The following is a 16,837-nucleotide window of genomic DNA, read 5'->3' as shown; positions in this document are numbered from 1 at the left end:
AGTCCACTGTCCTCAGCGCCAGGTGCCGACGCCCACCACGGGGCCAGCCTCCAGCCAGGACGACAGCCCTGTATAGGCATCAAACTTCATTGCCAACATGAACGACTCACCCTCATGCTGGAGTTCGACGACCACGACGTCGGGCTGAAGCTTCGTCAGCTCTTCCTCCGTCGGTTTCCGGCGTCCGAGCAGCTCCAATGAGCTGCGGCGGAAGCTGTGTTTCGGACGGAAGCTGAGGGAGAGCAGGCGGAACCACTCGAGTTCCGAGTCCTGATAACGACAAACCCCCATCCGCCAACTGTTTCCAGCCGTGCAGATGGAGGCGTCGACCGTGCCCAGGGCGCGCCGCAAATTGAAGCGGCGCACCCCGACCAGGCACAGTGTGAAAATCAGCAACGCAAACGCCGTTGCCAAGGCGATGAACGGAAGAGCAGAATCGTCCATCAAGGTCTTGCTATCGGATCCCCGCAGTAGCTGAATCGCCCAGTTGGGCGTTGTCAGCGACGATCACCACGCGGTCGTTGTCGACGGAGAAGAACCCGCCGTCAACAACCACTGCCAGGCGGTCTCCGGTAACCGGCTCGATGGCCAGCTCGCCCGCGGCCAGAATGGCGAGGAGCGGCGAGTGGCCGGGCAGGATCCCGATTTCACCATCACTGGTGCGGGCCTTGACCATCTTGGCCGCACCAGACCACACGAAGTGGTCCGCTGCGACAATCTCAACCTCGAGCTCAGCCATACTACTTGGTCTGTTCCTGGATCTTGGCCCACTGGCGCTCGACGTCATCCAGGCCGCCGACGTTGAAGAACGCCTGCTCTGCGATGTGGTCCAGCTCGCCGTCGCAGATCGCCGTGAAGCCTTCGACTGTGTCCTTGATGGACACGGTGGAGCCCTCGACGCCGGTGAACTGCTTGGCGGTGTACGTGTTCTGGGAAAGGAACTGCTGGATGCGGCGTGCACGCGACACGACGATCTTGTCTTCTTCGGACAGTTCGTCAACACCGAGGATGGCGATGATGTCCTGGAGTTCCTTGTTCTTCTGCAGGATCTGCTTCACACGGACAGCCGTGTTGTAGTGGTCCTTGCCGATGTACTGCGGGTCCAGGATGCGGGACGTCGACGTCAGCGGGTCAACGGCCGGGTACAGACCACGGGAGGCGATTTCACGGGAAAGTTCCGTGGTCGCGTCGAGGTGTGCGAAGGTCGTTGCCGGAGCCGGGTCGGTGTAGTCATCAGCGGGCACGTAGATGGCCTGCATCGACGTGATCGAGTGGCCCTTGGTCGAGGTGATGCGCTCCTGGAGGAGGCCCATCTCGTCGGCGAGGTTCGGCTGGTAACCAACAGCGGACGGCATGCGGCCGAGCAGGGTGGAGACCTCGGAACCGGCCTGGGTGAACCGGAAGATGTTGTCGATGAAGAGCAGCACGTCCTGGTTCTGCACATCGCGGAAGTACTCCGCCATTGTGAGCGCGGACAGGGCGACCCTCAAACGCGTTCCCGGGGGCTCGTCCATCTGGCCGAATACAAGGGCGGTGTCCTTGAGGACGCCGGCCTCTTCCATTTCAACCCAGAGGTCGTTGCCTTCACGGGTACGCTCGCCAACACCGGCGAACACCGAGGTACCACCGAAGTTGCGGGCGACACGGGTGATCATTTCCTGGATCAGAACGGTCTTGCCGACGCCGGCGCCGCCGAAGAGGCCGATCTTTCCACCCTTGATGTACGGGGTGAGGAGGTCGATGACCTTGATACCGGTCTCGAGCATCTCCGTGGAGCCCTCGAGGGACGCGAAGGACGGAGCCTTGCGGTGGATCGGCCAGTAGGCGTCCGCGTTGATCTCGGACTCCGCAACGTCCAGCGGCTTGCCGAGGACGTTGAAGATGTGGCCCTTGACGCCGTCGCCCACGGGCACGGAGATCGGGGAACCGGAGTCCTTGACGGACGTACCGCGGACCAAGCCGTCGGTAGCCTGCAGGGAAATGGCGCGGACGAGGTTGTCGCCAAGGTGCTGCGACGTCTCGAACGTGATGGTCTTGGTCTCACCGTTGAGGGTTACCTCAGTGGTGAGTGCGTTGTAGATCGCGGGGATTGCGTCGGCCGGGAATTCGACGTCGACAACCGGGCCAATGACACGGGCAATGCGGCCGGTGGCACCGGCCGTTGCTACGTGCTCGGTAGCGGTGGCAGTCATCTCTCTCACTTCACTCAGTAGATGGCGTGGGGTTAAGTTTATCTATTTGGTGCAGGTTGCAGCTTGCGCCGGACCAGGCACCGGCAACTACGCGCTAAGCGCGTCGGCGCCGGCCACGATCTCGGAAAGCTCCTGCGTGATCTCAGCCTGGCGGGCCGTGTTGCGCAGACGCGTGTACTTCTTGATCAACTCGGTCGCGTTGTCGCCCGCCGACTTCATGGCGCGCTGGCGGGCGGCGAGCTCGGAAGCTGCTGCCTGAAGCATTGCTGCGAAGATCCGGGATTCGATGTAGCGCGGAAGCAGTGCATCAAGCACCCGCTCCGACTCCGGTTCGAACTCGTACAGCGGCAAAAGTTCCGACTCACTGACGGCCTGCTCTTCCACTTCAAGCGGCAGCAGACGGACAATCGTAGGCTCCTGCGTCACCATCGACTTGAAGCGGGTGTAAACGACGTGGATCTCATCCACGCCACCCTCAGCGAAGTCGTTGGCGAACTCTTCGAGAAGTGCGGCACCGATTTCCTTGGCGGTCTCGAATTCCGGTGCATCGGTTCCGCCGGTCCACACGCGGGAGTACGGACGGCTGCGGAAGTCGAAGTATGCCTGCGCCTTGCGGCCGACCAGGTAGGTCTTGACTTCCTTGCCCTCTGCCCGGAGCAGCTCGTTGAGACCTTCAGCCTTCTTGAGCACGCTTGCGGAGTAGGAACCAGCCAGGCCACGGTCCGAGGTGATGACCAGGACGGCGGCGCGGCGGATCTGCTCCGGCTCGGTGACTAGCGGGTGATCGATTTCGCTCTGGCTTGCGACAGCAGAAACAGCACGGGTAATCGCGTTTGCGTAGGGCGTCGAAGCTGCAACGCGGGCACGGGCCTTACCGATGCGCGAGGTAGCGATCAGTTCCATCGCCTTGAAGATCTTGCGCATCGACGTCGTCGAGCTGATCTTCTGGCGGTAGACCCGGATCTGGGCTCCCATACATTTCCTTTCCTAAGATCCCGATGGATCAGCGGCTAAGGCTTTGGCGAAGGCCCCGGGCCTGCGGATACCGCAGGCCCGGGGACCAATGCTCTAGCGCTTCTGCTTGACGATCTTTTCCTGGTCGACTTCGCCGCCGGAGATCGCTTCGTGCTCTTCGTGTCCGGCACCAACCAAGCGGTTGTCGCCTTCTCCGAAGAAGCCCTTCTTGAAGTCGATGATCGATGACTTCAACGCTTCTGCGGTGTCGTCGTCCAGGACGTTGGTCTGCGCCAGCGTGGTCAGGATGGAGGACTTGTGCTTGAGGTGCTCGAGGAACTCGGACTCGAAACGGCTGACATCCTCAACCGGGACATCGTCCAAGTAGCCCTTGGTACCGGCCCAGATGGATACAACCTGGTCCTCGACCGGGAACGGCGCGTACTGGCCCTGCTTGAGCAGTTCCATCAAGCGGGCACCACGGGTCAGCTGCTGGCGCGAAGCCGCGTCGAGGTCGGACGCGAACATCGCGAACGCCTGCATGTCGCGGTACTGAGCCAGGTCCAGCTTCAAGGTACCGGAGACCTTCTTCATGGACTTGACCTGTGCTGCACCACCCACGCGGGACACGGACACACCAACGTCAACAGCAGGGCGCTGGTTGGCGTTGAAGAGGTCCGACTGCAGGAAGATCTGGCCATCGGTGATGGAGATGACGTTGGTCGGAATGTAGGCCGAGACGTCGTTCGCCTTGGTTTCGACGATCGGGAGACCGGTCATCGAGCCTGCGCCCAGCTCGTCGGAGAGCTTGGCACAACGCTCCAGGAGGCGGGAGTGCAAGTAGAAGACGTCACCCGGGTATGCTTCGCGCCCCGGCGGACGGCGGAGCAGCAGGGAGACTGCGCGGTAGGCTTCGGCCTGCTTCGACAGGTCATCGAAGATCACCAGTACGTGCTTGCCGCCGTACATCCAGTGCTGGCCGATGGCCGAGCCTGCGTACGGAGCCAGGTACTTGAAGCCGGCCGGGTCGGATGCCGGGGAAGCCACGATGGTGGTGTATTCCAGCGCGCCGTGGTCTTCCAGGGTCTGGCGGACGGCGGCAATGGTGGAAGCCTTCTGGCCGACGCCGACGTAGACACAGCGAACCTGCTTGTTGACATCGCCCGAAGCCCAGTTGGCCTTCTGGTTGATGATGGTGTCCACGGCGATGGCGGTCTTGCCCGTCTGCCGGTCACCGATGATCAGCTGGCGCTGGCCACGGCCGATCGGAATCATGGCGTCGATCGCCTTGAGACCGGTCTGCATGGGCTCGTGGACAGACTTACGCTCGGTCACGCCCGGAGCCTGGAGTTCCAGTGCACGGGTGGTCTCAGCCTTGATCTCGCCGAGGTCATCGATCGGCTGGCCCAGCGGGTCAACCACGCGGCCCAGGAACGCGTCGCCCACCGGGACGGACAGGATCTCACCGGTGCGGTGAACTTCCTGGCCTTCTTCGATACCCCCGAAGTCACCGAGGATGATGACGCCGATCTCGCGGACGTCGAGGTTCTGGGCCAAGCCCAGGGTGCCGTCTTCAAAGCGAAGCAGCTCGTTCGCCATGACCGAGGGAAGGCCCTCAACACGGGCGATGCCGTCACTTGCGGCGGTCACGCGGCCGACCTCTACGCGCTCTGCGTTTCCGGGTTCGTAGGACGCCGCGAACTCGTTCAACGCATTACGGACGTCGTCGGCGTTGATGGTCAATTCGGCCATCTGCAGTCCCTGCTCTCCTGTTTCGTGATCATCGTTGCTCACGATGACCGGTTTTTGTATCAGTTAAGTTGTGCTTGTCTGGCTAGCCTGCGAGTTGACGGCGGAGCTCGGACAGGCGGGCGACGACAGATGCATCAAGCACTTCGTCCCCTACCTGGACCCGGATTCCACCGATCAACGTCGGATCAACGCTGGCGTTGACCTTCAGTTCGCGGCCATAGAGGGCATCAAGTCCGGCCTGCAGGCGGCTGGCCTGCGCATCCGTCAGCGGACGGGTAACGCGGACAGTTGCGATCCAGCGCTGCTGGCGCTTGGCTGCAAGCTTGGCGAAGTTCTCGATGAGCTTGCTCGGCTTGACGCCGCGCGGCTGCGACACGGCCTGTGCTATGAGAAGCTTGGCTTCCTCGCTTGCGCCAGGAACGAGCTTCTCAGCCAGGCTGATCTTCGCCGCAGCACTTGCCTGCGGCTCTCCCAGGGCACGTTGTACCTCGTGGCTGGAAGCGACGGCCTGATTGAAAGCAAACAGATCGTTTTCCAGCTCTTCCAGCCCCGTGATTCCGGAGGCAGAAACGGCCGACTTGTTTTCAGCCACGGCAATAACCACCGTGGCGGCAAGAGTCTCGAGTGCATCGCCGATATCACGTGCGGATGCCCAGCGTGAGGCGGCCAATCCACTCGCGATTTCCGCAGCATCAGCGGAGACTTTCCCGCCAACCAGCTGCTTGACCAGCGCCGACTTTTCTTCTCCGCTGCGGGAGGGGTCAGTCAGGGCGCGGCGCAAGCCAGCCGAGCTGTCCACCGTTCCCAGGATTCCGAAGAGGTCCCTAGCCAACTGCAGCGAGGCGTTCGGAAGCCTGGCTTCCAACTGCTCCAGCGCTTTGGTCAGCGATTCGCTCGATACACCTGCCATTATTTAGCTGCACCTGCGCTCTGGGTCTCCAGATCTGCGAGGAAGCGGTCCACTACGCGGGCGGCACGCTCGTCATCGCTGAGCGATTCGCCAACGATGCGCTCTGCCAGAGTCGTGGCCAGAGTGCCCACCTCGGAACGCAGGGCGACAACAGCTGCCTGGCGTTCCGATTCGATCTGGGCGTGCGCCTGCTCGGTGATGCGTGCCGACTCGACTGCCGCCTTGGCCTTCAGCTCCGCGAGGATCTGGGCACCTTCGGCTCGAGCTTCTTCGCGGATGCGGTTGGCTTCGGCGCGGGCATCGTGGAGCTGCTGCTTGTACTCTTCGAGAGCCGCAGAAGCTTCAGCCTGGGCCTTTTCAGCCTTGGCAATGCCACCCTCAATCGCCTCTGCGCGCTCGGCGAAAGTCTTCTCGAACATCGGGACAACGAACTTGACCACGATGTAAAAGAGGACCGCGAAGCCAGCGAGGACGACGCCCATTTCCCAAGGATTGGGAAGGAGCGGATTAGCCGACTCTGCGGCGCCTTGAGCGGCGGCTGAGATGATCTGCTGATTCATGTTTCACCCGTCCTTATCTACTCGGTTCTGAATGTTCGCTTGGTTCTTAGCGGTTTACTTGAGAACGAAAGCGAAGACCAGGCCGAGGATGGCGAGGGCTTCGGTCAGAGCCAGACCAAGGAACGCGATCGGCTGGAGCACGCGCTGGGCTTCCGGCTGACGTGCAACACCATTGATGTAAGCAGCAAAGACGAGACCCACACCGATACCACCGCCGATTGCGGAGAGACCGTAGCCAATGAGGTTAAGGGAGCCGTTGATGTCGCCGTTCATTGTTTTCCTTTCAAGATGCCGCAGTCGCGGCAGGTTGTTTGGTTTGCTTCAACCCCCGAGGGGGAAGATTGAGGGTTGTGCCTAGTGGCTGTCGGCGTGGAGCGCGCCTTCGATGTAGATCGCAGTAAGCAGGGTGAAGACGTACGCCTGCAGCACCATGATCAGCGCTTCGAGCATGTACATGGCGACGGCGCCAACGAGTACCAGCACTGACGCGCCCTTGAGAAGGACGTTTTCCTGCATGACGAGGAACTCAATGCCGGAACCGGCGATCATCACAATCAGGTGCCCTGCCATCATGGTGGCGAAGAGACGGAGGCTGTGGGTGACCGGACGGACCATGAAGTTGGAGATGATTTCGATCGGCACGACGATCGGCAGGATGTACCAAGGCACTCCGGACGGAACGGTGGCCAGCTTGAAGTACTTCAGGCCGTTCTTCTTGATGCCGATGCCGATCCAGGTGATGTACACGACTGCGGCCAGCACATAGGCTCCGCCGACGTGGGAGAAGCTCGGAAGCTGGATCACGGGAATGGCGCCGTAGATGTTGTTCACCAGGATGAAGAAGAACAGGGAGAACAGGAGCGGCACGAACTTCATGAAGTCGCGGCCGCCGATAATGTCCTTGGCGATGCTGTTGCGGACGAAGCCGTAGGCCATCTCGCCTGCGAACTGCAGCTTGCCGGGAACCAGCTGCTGCTTGCGGGCGGCAGCGACGAAGAAGCTGGCGATAATAACGACCGACAGGATCACCAGCAGCATCTGCTTGGAGAAGCCATCGCTCGCACCCCAGGGCAGGATAGCCGGCAGGTGCATTTGGTCGATTCCGGGAGGAGTGAAGGTCCCTGAATCCTGGGCCGGGAGCGCAAGCGCGATCAACGCGTTTCCTCTCTGCAGTGTCCATCATTGGGCGTTGTTGAGGATCCGGCCGCGTTTCTTGCAGCCATTTCCCGTGTGAAATTATTTGGCATTACTGTCCCCGTCCTGGGACGGACCACTGTCTGCTTTGCTTCCGCCGGAAGACGAGCGATGACTTGTGAGGCCGTGCATATGGGAAAGATAGAACCCTCCCGTGGCTCCAAGCAGAGCGCCAAGGAGCACAATCCAGCGAGTCCCCCACAGATTATCCAAACCCCAGCCTATCAAACTCCAGACTATGATTCCGCCAACGATATAGCTGAAGACGGCAATGCCGGCGTTGTATCCGCCGTCGCTTCCATCGTTCGCTTGATCAGCGGAATTAGCGGATTTTGCGGCATGGGGCGTGGCCGGGAGTCGCTTGTTCCTAGGAGTGAACATCGTCGCCCCCTTTGCCTGCTGCGGGGTCGTTGTAGATCTGGAGCCGGGCCTTGCTGAAGCCGTAGATTTCGGCGGCTTGCCACGAGACAACCGTGACGACGGCGCCGATCACGAACCAGCGGCCGTGCAGCCAGGCGGGTGCTCCCAGGACGAACAGCACCACCGCAAAGCCGACCACCTTGACAAAGTAGCTGGCCACGAAGAGACCAACCGCGCCGGAGGGATTGTTCCGGCCGACAAAATGGCCGATCAGGAGGCTGATGGCAAAAAATGCCATGACAATCGCCCCTCCGAGGGCCGCGGAAAGCACGCCCACGCCACCGTTCATGACCGCCGCTACCGCCGAGGTTGCCGCGAGAGCCGCAACCGCCGTCGTCGAGCTGAGGAAAAGAAGCCGCAGCCACAGCGAAGAAATCGAGCGGGAGGCAGCAACGCCGCTCGAGTCGGACTGATGTCCGCCGGCGTTGGAGGTCATGGGGATGCCAATCGTCGTGGCAAAAATGCCGAAGTCTCAAAAGGGTGGGTGCGCGGGCGAGTGACTGTCCGCCCTAGAATTCTACATGAGATAGAACTGTGATGTTAACGCCTTAGTCACACGCCGTCTACTGCGCGGCGCGACCTTTTCGGGCAAAGTACGGCCAGGCTGTCACTGCGGCCATAATGAGCGCGGCCGCGATGTCCACGGTGAGGACCATCTGCCAAGGGAAAATGGCAAAAGCCAGGCCTCCAAACGCCAGAATGCAGGTCCACACGTACATCATGAGGACCGCTGTGCGGTGGGTGTGGCCGAGCTCAATGAGCTTGTGGTGCAAGTGTCCGCGGTCCGCCGACCAGGGCGATTGCCCTCGTGCCGTTCGTCGCAGGACAGCCAGCCCCAGGTCCAGCAACGGCAGCGACAAAATCGCGAATGGCAGCAGGATGGGGACGATGGTCGGAATACCATTGGCGCGATCGTAAAGTCCGGAACTGATCTGGCCCGTGGACACCACACCGGCGGAGGCCATCACAAGCCCCAGCAGCATGGCCCCGGAGTCGCCCATGAAGATTTTGGCGGGGAACCAGTTGTGCGGCAGGAATCCGATGCAACAACCCACAATGATGGCCATGAGCAGTGCTGCCAGGTCCGAGCGGTCCGTGAGGGTTGCATTGCGGTGGACCCAGTACGCCGTCAGGAAGAACGCAACTCCGCCGATGGCTGCAACGCCCGCAGCGAGGCCGTCCAGCCCGTCGATGAAATTGACCGCGTTCATGGTGGTCACGATCGCGAGGGCAGTCAGGAGGATCCGTAACGGTTCCCCCTCGATCCGTATGGGTTCCGGAACAAAAGGAACCACGGACATCTGCACACCCCAGGTCGCAACGATCGTGGCAGCCGTGCATTGGCCGATCAGCTTGACCCACCAGCGGATGTCCATGACGTCGTCTGCAACACCAACCACGACGATCACCAGGGCCCCTGCCAGGATTCCCCAGGGCGCACCGTTTCCGTGGAATATGTCCTTCACGAAAAACGAATTGCTGGCAACCACGAGGGCCACGGCAAAACCCGCGAAGAGTCCCAGGCCACCTAGCCTGGAAATGGGGACCGAATGCATGTCCCGGCTGCGGATGGGGGCGAAAAGCCGGAGTTTGTTACCCATCTGGCGGGCTACCCACGTAGCGAGATACGACACGACGGCAGCCGTGAGCATCATGAGCGAATACATGATCACTTGGCGGCTCCTGTTGGCGGTGGTGGTGGATTCTGTCCGTGGCGATTAGCTGCCGGCACAACACCTGCAACACCTCTGCGCACCGCCGAATATTGCTGTACTACAGTTGGACTCTGTCAAGATACTAGCGGCTACGGCGGCTTTGCTCCGTTTCACGCGCCCCTAGGGCGAGCCGGGAGGACTCTCCCCGCGACCGCCCGGAAGGAACCCTACATGACTGTCTCCGTTGCCGTTGCGGCCGTGACCTTTGACCGCCCCGGAGAGCTTGCAGTCCTGCTCGACGCTATCAACAAGCAGTCCATGCCCGTGGACACCATTTGCCTCGTGGACAGCGGAACCACCCCTTCGCGGGAGCTTGCGTCAAGCCATCCAAAGGTGGACTACGTCCGCTCGGAGGCGAACCTGGGCGGCGCAGGCGGCTTCGCCCTTGCGATCCTCAAGGCCGTGGCCAGCGGCGCCGAATGGGTCTGGATCATGGACGATGATGCCGAACCCGGCGATCCCGCGTGCCTCGAAACCCTGGTTCGCGAAGCGGAGGCCCGCGGCCTGGACGCCGTCGTTCCGCTCGTCGTTGCACCCGACCACCCGGACAAGCTCTCGTTCTTCTTCCGGATTGACGGCAAGGTGACCCACGACCGCGCCGAGGTGGAGAAGGCGGGGTTCCTGCCCGACGTCGGACACTTCTTCAACGGGGCGCTCATCCGTTCCAGCGTTTTCTTCAAAGTGGGGGTGCCGGATATCCGGCTGTTCATCCGGGGCGACGAGGTGGACTTCATGATCCGCCTGAGGAAAGCGGGAATACGCTTCGGCACTGTCGCGACGGCGTGGATCACCCACCCGCATGCGTTTTCCGAAACAAAGCACGTCTTCGGCGCCCGCTGGCACGTGATCGTTCCGGAGTCAGCGTTCAAGCGCTACTTCTACTACCGCAACCGGGGCTATTTGATCCGCCGCTACCGCCGCGGCAAGTCGATGGTGGCCGACGTCGGAGGCTACTTGGGCTATTTCCTCCCCCGCGGTGACTTCCGCGGGCTCGCTGAATGGTTCCGGGCATTTTCCGCCGGCTTGCGGGACAAGGGCTTCGGCCCGCTGGAGGACCAGAAGTTCTAACGGCCCTGCCGTGCACGTCGCTTCAGCGCGCTGTTCCTGCCCTTGCTGTTCCTGCCCGTGAGCCGGCGGCGTACCAGCAGGCCGAGGAGCACCCAGGGCTCGCAAAAGACCCTGTAAGCGACGCGGCCCGGATGCAGGACGAGCCGCCAGGCCCATTCCAGTCCGAGGCGGCCCAGCCAGCGTGGAGCGAGCTTCTGGAGGCCCGCCAACTGCTCGATAGCGCCGCCGACCGTACAGTAGACGGCGGGCGGGAGCTCGTCCAGTCGGCGCTGCAGGACCGATTCCTGCAGCGGCATTCCGAGGCCAAGTAGCACAAGCTGAGGGCGGAAATCCACCAACCAGGCGACGGCGGCCTCTTCGCTGGCATCGTCCCAGTTCTCACCGGGCCGTCCGGCGACCTCGGCGCCCGGAACGATCCGGCGGAGCCGCTCCACCGTCTTGCTGTTGGCTTCGGGACCGGCACCTACGACGGCGATCCGGCGTAGTCCGTCGACGCCGCCAAGTGCCGGCACCCAGTCAGTGGATCCCAGGCGGTATTGCATCAACCCCGCGGCGTCGCGCCGTGGAGCACCGCGCCGTCCAAGTCCCCAGAGCATGGCTACAGGCGCGCCATCCATGAGCACCACATCGCTGCGTTCGTAGAGGCTGCGGAAAGCCGGGCTCGAATGGAACAGAGTGACGCTGTGGAGATTGTGTCCGAGGACAACCCTGGTGGTGCCGTCCGAAACGTACCCGCTGATGGCCTCGATAAGATCGCCGGTGCACAGTGCGGTGACGTCTACGTCCAGAAGGGGGACACGATCCCGGACCAGGCTCATTCGGCCTTGGTCTCCGTGTGGACGGCACTCGCGGCCTGGTCCTCCGCTACAGGTTCAGTCTGCGCTGGCTCTGTCTCTGCCAGCCCGGTCTCTGCCGGAACAGTCTCTGGCAGCCCAGTCTCCGCCGGCTCGGGCGCGGTTTCTCCCAGGGCAAGCACTCCGGGGACAACTTCGCGGAGGCGTTCCACGGAAATGGCACCATCGCGCACTACGCGCAATGGCAGCGTGGTGGCGTCGACAATTGTGGACGGCAGGGACTCGGTTCCCTCGACCGGCCTGAAGCCACCCTCGAGGTACACCTCTACCGATTCGGCAAGCTGGGTCCTTGCCTCGGCAGCGGTCTGTGCGGCCGGCTGACCGGTGCGGTTAGCCGAGGACACTGCCAGCGGTCCGGTGCGGTTGAGCAGTTCAAGCGCAATTTCATCGTCGGGCATCCGCAAGGCCACGGTTCCGCGGGTCTCCCCCAGGTCCCAATCCAACGACGGCTGGGCGTGGAAGATCAGCGTGAGTCCGCCGGGCCAAAAGGCTTGTGCCAGTTTGCGCGCTTCTTCCGATACATCGGTTGCCAGCCCGTCCAGCGCATTGCGCCGCGGAATCAGCACCGGAGGCGGCATATGGCGGCCACGACCCTTGGAGACAAGCAACATGGTCACGGCCTGCGGTGAGAACGCGTCGGCGGCAATGCCGTAGACGGTGTCCGTCGGCATGACGACACACTTTTTCTCGCTGATGGCGCGCTGCGCATGCTCCAGGCCTACGGCGCGTTGTTCCTCTGACGTGCAGTTGTAGCTTGTGGTCACAGCGCTATTCTTTCATTTTCCGGAGGCAGGTAATGCCAACACCGCACTGGTGGCACGTTCCTTGCCGTTGAGGTCGAGGTGGGTGGTGACCTGCGTCCAGCAGCCGGAGGCTTTGAGATGTTCGCAAATCCATGTTGCCTGCACTTCCGCATGCTCCATCACGAAGAAGCCGCCGCTCTTGAGAAGCCGCGCCGCAGAGGCGGCAGCCGCCGTCGGAAGCTCCATTCCGTCCGCTCCCCCGCCGTACAAGGCCTCGGGCGGATCGTGCAGTGCCACTTCAGGTTCGTTCGGGATTGCCTCAGCCGGGATATACGGCGGGTTGGAAACGACGACGTCGAAAGTTCCATCGTGTTCGGGCAAGGCATTGCGGAGGTCGCCGTGCACGAGCTTCACGCCGAGCGGCTTCAGGTTCTTGGCGGCCCAGGCATGGGCGAACGCGCTGAATTCGACGGCGTGGACCTCGGCTCCGGGTACTTCCTGGGCGATCGAAGCTGCGATGGCGCCGGAGCCTGTGCCAAGATCGACCACTTTGGGGTGCTCGAGTCCTTGCAGGTGGTCGATGACCAGTTGGACCACGGATTCCGTTTCCGGCCGCGGAATGAACACGCCCGGGCCTACGGCAAGCGTGAGGTATCGGAAGTGCGCGACGCCGGTGATGTGCTGTAGCGGAACGCGCTGTGCGCGCTCGGCCACCAAGTCCGCGTAGCCTTCCGGTGCCGCGGAATCGCCAAGCAGCATGGCGCGCAGCCGCCCAAGCCCGACACCCAGCAGATGTTCCGCGAGGAGTTCCGCGTCCACGCGCGGAGTGGGGACCCCGGCGTCGGACAGGATTGCTGTTGCCTCGCGGACGGCGTCCGCAAGGCTTTGGCCCGGAAAGAGCGTCATGAAGATCCTTGCAGGCCGTTACTCGCCCAGGGCATCCAGGCGGGACTGTTCATCCATTTCGATGGCCGATTGGATGACCGGTTCCAGGTCACCGTTCATGACGGCGTCGAGGTTATAGGCCTTGTAGCCGGTGCGGTGATCGGCAATCCGGTTCTCCGGGAAGTTGTACGTGCGGATGCGCTCCGAACGGTCCATGGTGCGGATCTGCGACTTGCGCTGGGCCGAGTTCTCGGCGTCGATCTGCTCCTGCTGGTGGGCCAGGATACGGGCACGGAGGACGCGCATGCCGGCTTCACGGTTCTGGAGCTGGGACTTTTCGTTCTGCATGGCCACCACGATCCCGGTGGGAAGGTGGGTGATGCGGACCGCCGAGTCGGTGGTGTTGACGGACTGGCCGCCGGGACCCGAGGACCGATAGACGTCGATCTTGAGATCGTTCTGGTTGATTTCGAGCTCTTCGGGCTCATCGACTTCGGGGAGCACGAGCACACCGGCCGCGGACGTGTGGATGCGGCCCTGCGACTCTGTGACGGGAACACGCTGGACACGGTGCACGCCGCCTTCGAACTTCAGGCGGGCATATACGCCTTCTGCGGGATCGTTCGAGTTGCCCTTGACGGCCATCTGGACGTCCTTGTAGCCGCCCAGATCCGATTCGGTGGCCGAAATGAGCTCGGTCTTCCAGCCGCGCGACTCCGCATAACGCATGTACATGCGCAGCAGGTCCCCGGCGAAGAGCGCAGCTTCGTCGCCGCCTTCGCCGCCCTTGACCTCAAGAATGACGTTGCGGGCGTCGTCGGGATCGCGCGGAATCAGCAAGCGGCGGAGCTTCTCCTGCGCTGCAGGGATCTGCTCCTCGATGTCCTCGACTTCGGCGGCGAAATCAGGATCCTCGGCAGCCATTTCCTTTGCCGCTTCAAGATCGTCCATGAGCCCGCGCCAACGGTTATATGCCTCTACGATGCCCTGCAACTGGGCAGAGCGCCGGCCCAGTTTGCGGGCCAATGGCTGGTCGGCATAAACGGCGGGATCACTCAACTGCGCCTGGATAGCAGCATGTTCATCAAGCAATCCCTGTACGGACTCAAACATTTCAAACCTCTTTCGACTTGTAGCCAAGTCTAGTTGCGCCTACGAATTCGACCATCTGCCGGACCGATGGTGGGCCGAGCGTTAGGTGCCCGACCGCGCCGCGCGGAATTCCCGCCCCGGGAGTGGCATCGGGCCTGCCGGAGCGTGGCGGCTCGGGTCCGCAAGGACCGAGCCGCCACGCGAAGGGGCGGGGGCGGGAATTCCGCGCGGCCTCCCAGCCGCACACAACTCACCGCACACCCGCCCCTAACGTAGCTACTTGTCGTTATCCGACTTAGCTCCAAGAGTCGTCTTCTGTACCTGCATGAGGAACTCGACGTTGCTCCCGGTCTCCCGGATCTTGTTGGTCAGTAGTTCAAGGCTCTGCTGCGTCTCGAGTCCGGACAGGACGCGGCGCAGCTTCCACATGATCTTGACTTCTTCGGCCGAAAGCAGGTTCTCTTCGCGACGGGTACCCGAAGCGTTGACATCCACGGCCGGGAAGATCCGCTTGTCCGCCAGTTGGCGGGACAGGCGGAGCTCCATGTTGCCCGTGCCCTTGAACTCTTCGAAGATGACCTCGTCCATCTTGGAACCGGTCTCCACAAGGGCGGTCGCCAGGATGGTGAGCGAGCCACCGTTTTCGATGTTGCGCGCGGCACCGAAGAAGCGCTTCGGCGGGTAGAGCGCAGCCGAGTCGACACCACCGGACAAGATGCGGCCGGAGGCCGGTGCTGCCAGGTTGTAGGCGCGGCCAAGGCGGGTCATGGAGTCCAGGAGGACCACCACATCCATGCCCATCTCCACGAGGCGCTTGGCGCGCTCGATGGAAAGCTCGGCAACCGTGGTGTGGTCATCGGCGGGACGGTCGAAGGTGGACGCAATAACCTCGCCCTTGACGGTGCGCTGCATGTCCGTGACTTCTTCAGGACGTTCGTCAACCAGCACCATCATGAGGTGGACCTCAGGGTTGTTGGTGGTGATCGCGTTGGCGATGGACTGCAGGATGAGCGTCTTGCCGGCCTTGGGCGGGGAGACGATCAGGCCGCGCTGGCCCTTGCCGATCGGGGCCACGAGGTCGATGACGCGCGGGCCGATCTTCTTGGGGTCCGTTTCGAGGCGCAGGCGCTCGGACGGGTACAGCGGGACGAGCTTGGCGAATTCGACGCGGTCCTTGAGCTCTTCGGGCGTCTTGCCGTTGACCGACGTCACGCGGACGAGCGCGTTGAACTTCTGGCGGGCGTTCTGCTGGCCGCGGTCCTCGCCGTCGCGCGGGGCGCGGATTGCACCGACGACGGCGTCGCCCTTGCGCAGGTTGTATTTCTTGACCTGGGCAAGGGACACGTACACGTCGTTGGCGCCGGGCAGGTAGCCCGAGGTGCGGATGAACGCGTAGTTCTCCAGTACGTCCAGGATGCCGGCGACCGGCAGCAGGACGTCGTCCTCGGTGACCTCGACCTCGTCGACGTCGGGGCCCTGGCCGCGGCCACGGCGGCGCTCGTTGCGGTCGCGGAAGCGCTCGCTGCGGCTGTTTCCATCGCGGTTGTCACGGTTATCGCGGCTGTCCTGCGAGCCCTGACGATCGTTGCGGTCACGGCGGTTGCGACGATTGCGGCGGTTGCCGGTGTCGTCGCCGTCGTTAGTGTCTTCGCGACGCGGACGGGTGTTGTCGCGGCGTTCGCGCTGGCCCGCTTCGCCGGCTTCCGCCGAGGCCTGCTCACCCTGGCGCGGCTGTGCCTGACGCTGCTCGGGCTGACGCTGTTCACCCTGGGGCTGCTCACCCTGGGGCTGCTCGGCCGGACGGGTTTCGCTGCCTTCACCGGTCTCCACGGGAGCAACGGCGGCCTCGCCACGACGACGGTTCCGCGTGCGCGGCTGGCGGCGTTCTCCAGCGGCCTCGCTTGCTTCGGCGCCGGGCGCGGCCGGAGCCTCGACGGCGGCTGCAGGAGCCTCCGCGGTTTCCGTGCCGGCAGGCGCGGCGACAACGCCGTCGCTGCTCGCGCGACGGCTGCGGCCACGGCGTGCCCGGGTGCCCTCCTGTGCGGCAGCTTCGGCGGATACTGCGGCAGGCGCGGCAGCGGTCTCAGCTTCCGGGGATGCCGGCGCGGCCTTCGCTGCTGCGGCCTTGGCCGCGGAAGGAGCCTTGCTCGTGGTTGCACCGGCACGGTGGGCCGAGATCGCCGAGACCAAGTCCCCCTTGCGCATCCGGGATCCACCCGAAATGCCCAGCTGACTGGCGAGAGCCTGGAGCTGCGCGAGCTTGAGGCCTGCGAGGCCGCTGCTCTTAGCGGTTGCGGCCGTTGATTCAGCTGCAGAAGATGTTGTGTCCACAGCTGGAGCCAGCTCAGTGGTTTCTGTCACGAAGGATCCTTCCCCCTCGACGGCGTCCAGACCTAGAGCTGGACGCGATGATTTGTTCTGGACTGCAGTTCAGATCTGCAGCCGGGATTTCGGTCTTGCCGGTTAAGTTTCAGCAGGCCCGGATACTAAGACGTCTT

General features: G+C 63.0%; 18 protein-coding genes. 1 reads left to right on the top strand and 17 read right to left on the bottom strand.

Annotated elements, in window-relative coordinates; all coding sequences use genetic code 11:
- Positions 1-12: 12 nt before the first annotated feature.
- From J2S96_RS18200 to J2S96_RS18145, 12 genes are all read right to left on the bottom strand, one after another.
- A complete protein-coding gene (locus J2S96_RS18200) occupies positions 13-444 on the bottom strand; it encodes a DUF2550 domain-containing protein (RefSeq protein ID WP_306866630.1) in 432 nt (143 codons plus the stop codon).
- Between the two features lie 10 nt (positions 445-454).
- A complete protein-coding gene (locus J2S96_RS18195; protein ID WP_306866627.1) occupies positions 455-739 on the bottom strand; it encodes a F0F1 ATP synthase subunit epsilon in 285 nt (94 codons plus the stop codon).
- Position 740: 1 nt separating this feature from the next.
- Positions 741-2,192 carry a F0F1 ATP synthase subunit beta gene (gene atpD, locus J2S96_RS18190; protein ID WP_306866624.1) on the bottom strand — a complete coding sequence of 484 codons (1,452 nt, stop codon included), beginning with the start codon at positions 2,190-2,192 and terminating at the stop codon, positions 741-743.
- Between the two features lie 87 nt (positions 2,193-2,279).
- Positions 2,280-3,167 (bottom strand): F0F1 ATP synthase subunit gamma, encoded by an 888-nt coding sequence (locus tag J2S96_RS18185; RefSeq protein WP_306866622.1) that lies wholly within the window; start codon positions 3,165-3,167, stop codon positions 2,280-2,282.
- Between the two features lie 93 nt (positions 3,168-3,260).
- Positions 3,261-4,898 (bottom strand): F0F1 ATP synthase subunit alpha, encoded by a 1,638-nt coding sequence (atpA, locus tag J2S96_RS18180; RefSeq protein ID WP_306866723.1) that lies wholly within the window; start codon positions 4,896-4,898, stop codon positions 3,261-3,263.
- An 82-nt stretch (positions 4,899-4,980) separates the two neighbouring features.
- Positions 4,981-5,808, bottom strand: a complete 828-nt coding sequence (locus J2S96_RS18175) for a F0F1 ATP synthase subunit delta (protein WP_306866620.1) — start codon at positions 5,806-5,808, stop codon at positions 4,981-4,983.
- Complete coding sequence (locus tag J2S96_RS18170) at positions 5,808-6,368, bottom strand: F0F1 ATP synthase subunit B (RefSeq protein WP_306866617.1); 561 nt, start codon at positions 6,366-6,368, stop codon at positions 5,808-5,810. The genes J2S96_RS18175 and J2S96_RS18170 overlap by 1 nt, the downstream gene beginning before the upstream one ends.
- Before the next feature lie 54 nt (positions 6,369-6,422).
- The gene (atpE, locus tag J2S96_RS18165; protein WP_028264751.1) at positions 6,423-6,641 is read right to left on the bottom strand and encodes an ATP synthase F0 subunit C; all 219 of its coding nucleotides are present in this window, start codon (positions 6,639-6,641) and stop codon (positions 6,423-6,425) included.
- An 81-nt stretch (positions 6,642-6,722) separates the two neighbouring features.
- The gene (gene atpB, locus J2S96_RS18160; protein WP_306866613.1) at positions 6,723-7,523 is read right to left on the bottom strand and encodes a F0F1 ATP synthase subunit A; all 801 of its coding nucleotides are present in this window, start codon (positions 7,521-7,523) and stop codon (positions 6,723-6,725) included.
- Between the two features lie 81 nt (positions 7,524-7,604).
- The gene (locus J2S96_RS18155; RefSeq protein ID WP_306866610.1) at positions 7,605-7,943 is read right to left on the bottom strand and encodes an AtpZ/AtpI family protein; all 339 of its coding nucleotides are present in this window, start codon (positions 7,941-7,943) and stop codon (positions 7,605-7,607) included.
- Positions 7,930-8,418, bottom strand: a complete 489-nt coding sequence (locus J2S96_RS18150; RefSeq protein ID WP_306866607.1) for a hypothetical protein — start codon at positions 8,416-8,418, stop codon at positions 7,930-7,932. Before J2S96_RS18150 ends, J2S96_RS18155 begins: the two co-directional genes overlap by 14 nt.
- A gap of 127 nt (positions 8,419-8,545) precedes the next feature.
- On the bottom strand, positions 8,546-9,655 hold the full coding sequence (locus J2S96_RS18145) for an MraY family glycosyltransferase (protein ID WP_306866604.1): 1,110 nt from the start codon (positions 9,653-9,655) through the stop codon (positions 8,546-8,548).
- 213 nt (positions 9,656-9,868) lie between these two features.
- Between J2S96_RS18145 and J2S96_RS18140 the strand changes: the two genes are divergently transcribed.
- A complete protein-coding gene (locus J2S96_RS18140) occupies positions 9,869-10,765 on the top strand; it encodes a glycosyltransferase (RefSeq protein ID WP_306866601.1) in 897 nt (298 codons plus the stop codon).
- Here J2S96_RS18140 and J2S96_RS18135 read toward each other — a convergent pair.
- The 5 genes from J2S96_RS18135 to rho all read right to left on the bottom strand — a co-directional run bounded on the left by J2S96_RS18135 (position 10,762) and on the right by rho (position 16,700).
- Positions 10,762-11,583, bottom strand: a complete 822-nt coding sequence (locus tag J2S96_RS18135; RefSeq protein WP_306866598.1) for a WecB/TagA/CpsF family glycosyltransferase — start codon at positions 11,581-11,583, stop codon at positions 10,762-10,764. The genes J2S96_RS18140 and J2S96_RS18135 overlap by 4 nt on opposite strands.
- On the bottom strand, positions 11,580-12,383 hold the full coding sequence (locus J2S96_RS18130; RefSeq protein WP_306866595.1) for an L-threonylcarbamoyladenylate synthase: 804 nt from the start codon (positions 12,381-12,383) through the stop codon (positions 11,580-11,582). Before J2S96_RS18130 ends, J2S96_RS18135 begins: the two co-directional genes overlap by 4 nt.
- A 12-nt stretch (positions 12,384-12,395) precedes the next feature.
- A complete protein-coding gene (prmC, locus tag J2S96_RS18125; protein ID WP_306866592.1) occupies positions 12,396-13,268 on the bottom strand; it encodes a peptide chain release factor N(5)-glutamine methyltransferase in 873 nt (290 codons plus the stop codon).
- Between the two features lie 18 nt (positions 13,269-13,286).
- Positions 13,287-14,360, bottom strand: a complete 1,074-nt coding sequence (gene prfA, locus J2S96_RS18120; protein ID WP_306866588.1) for a peptide chain release factor 1 — start codon at positions 14,358-14,360, stop codon at positions 13,287-13,289.
- A 255-nt stretch (positions 14,361-14,615) separates the two neighbouring features.
- Positions 14,616-16,700, bottom strand: coding sequence for a transcription termination factor Rho (gene rho / locus J2S96_RS18115; RefSeq protein WP_306866585.1), 2,085 nt, complete (start codon positions 16,698-16,700; stop codon positions 14,616-14,618).
- Positions 16,701-16,837 lie beyond the last annotated feature (137 nt).

Origin of the sequence: Arthrobacter bambusae (genome assembly GCF_030812595.1) — a bacterium.
Taxonomy (GTDB): Bacteria; Actinomycetota; Actinomycetes; order Actinomycetales; family Micrococcaceae; genus Arthrobacter; species Arthrobacter bambusae_B.
Note: the sequence above shows the minus strand (reverse complement) of the source record. Positions and strands in the feature narration are given on the sequence as shown.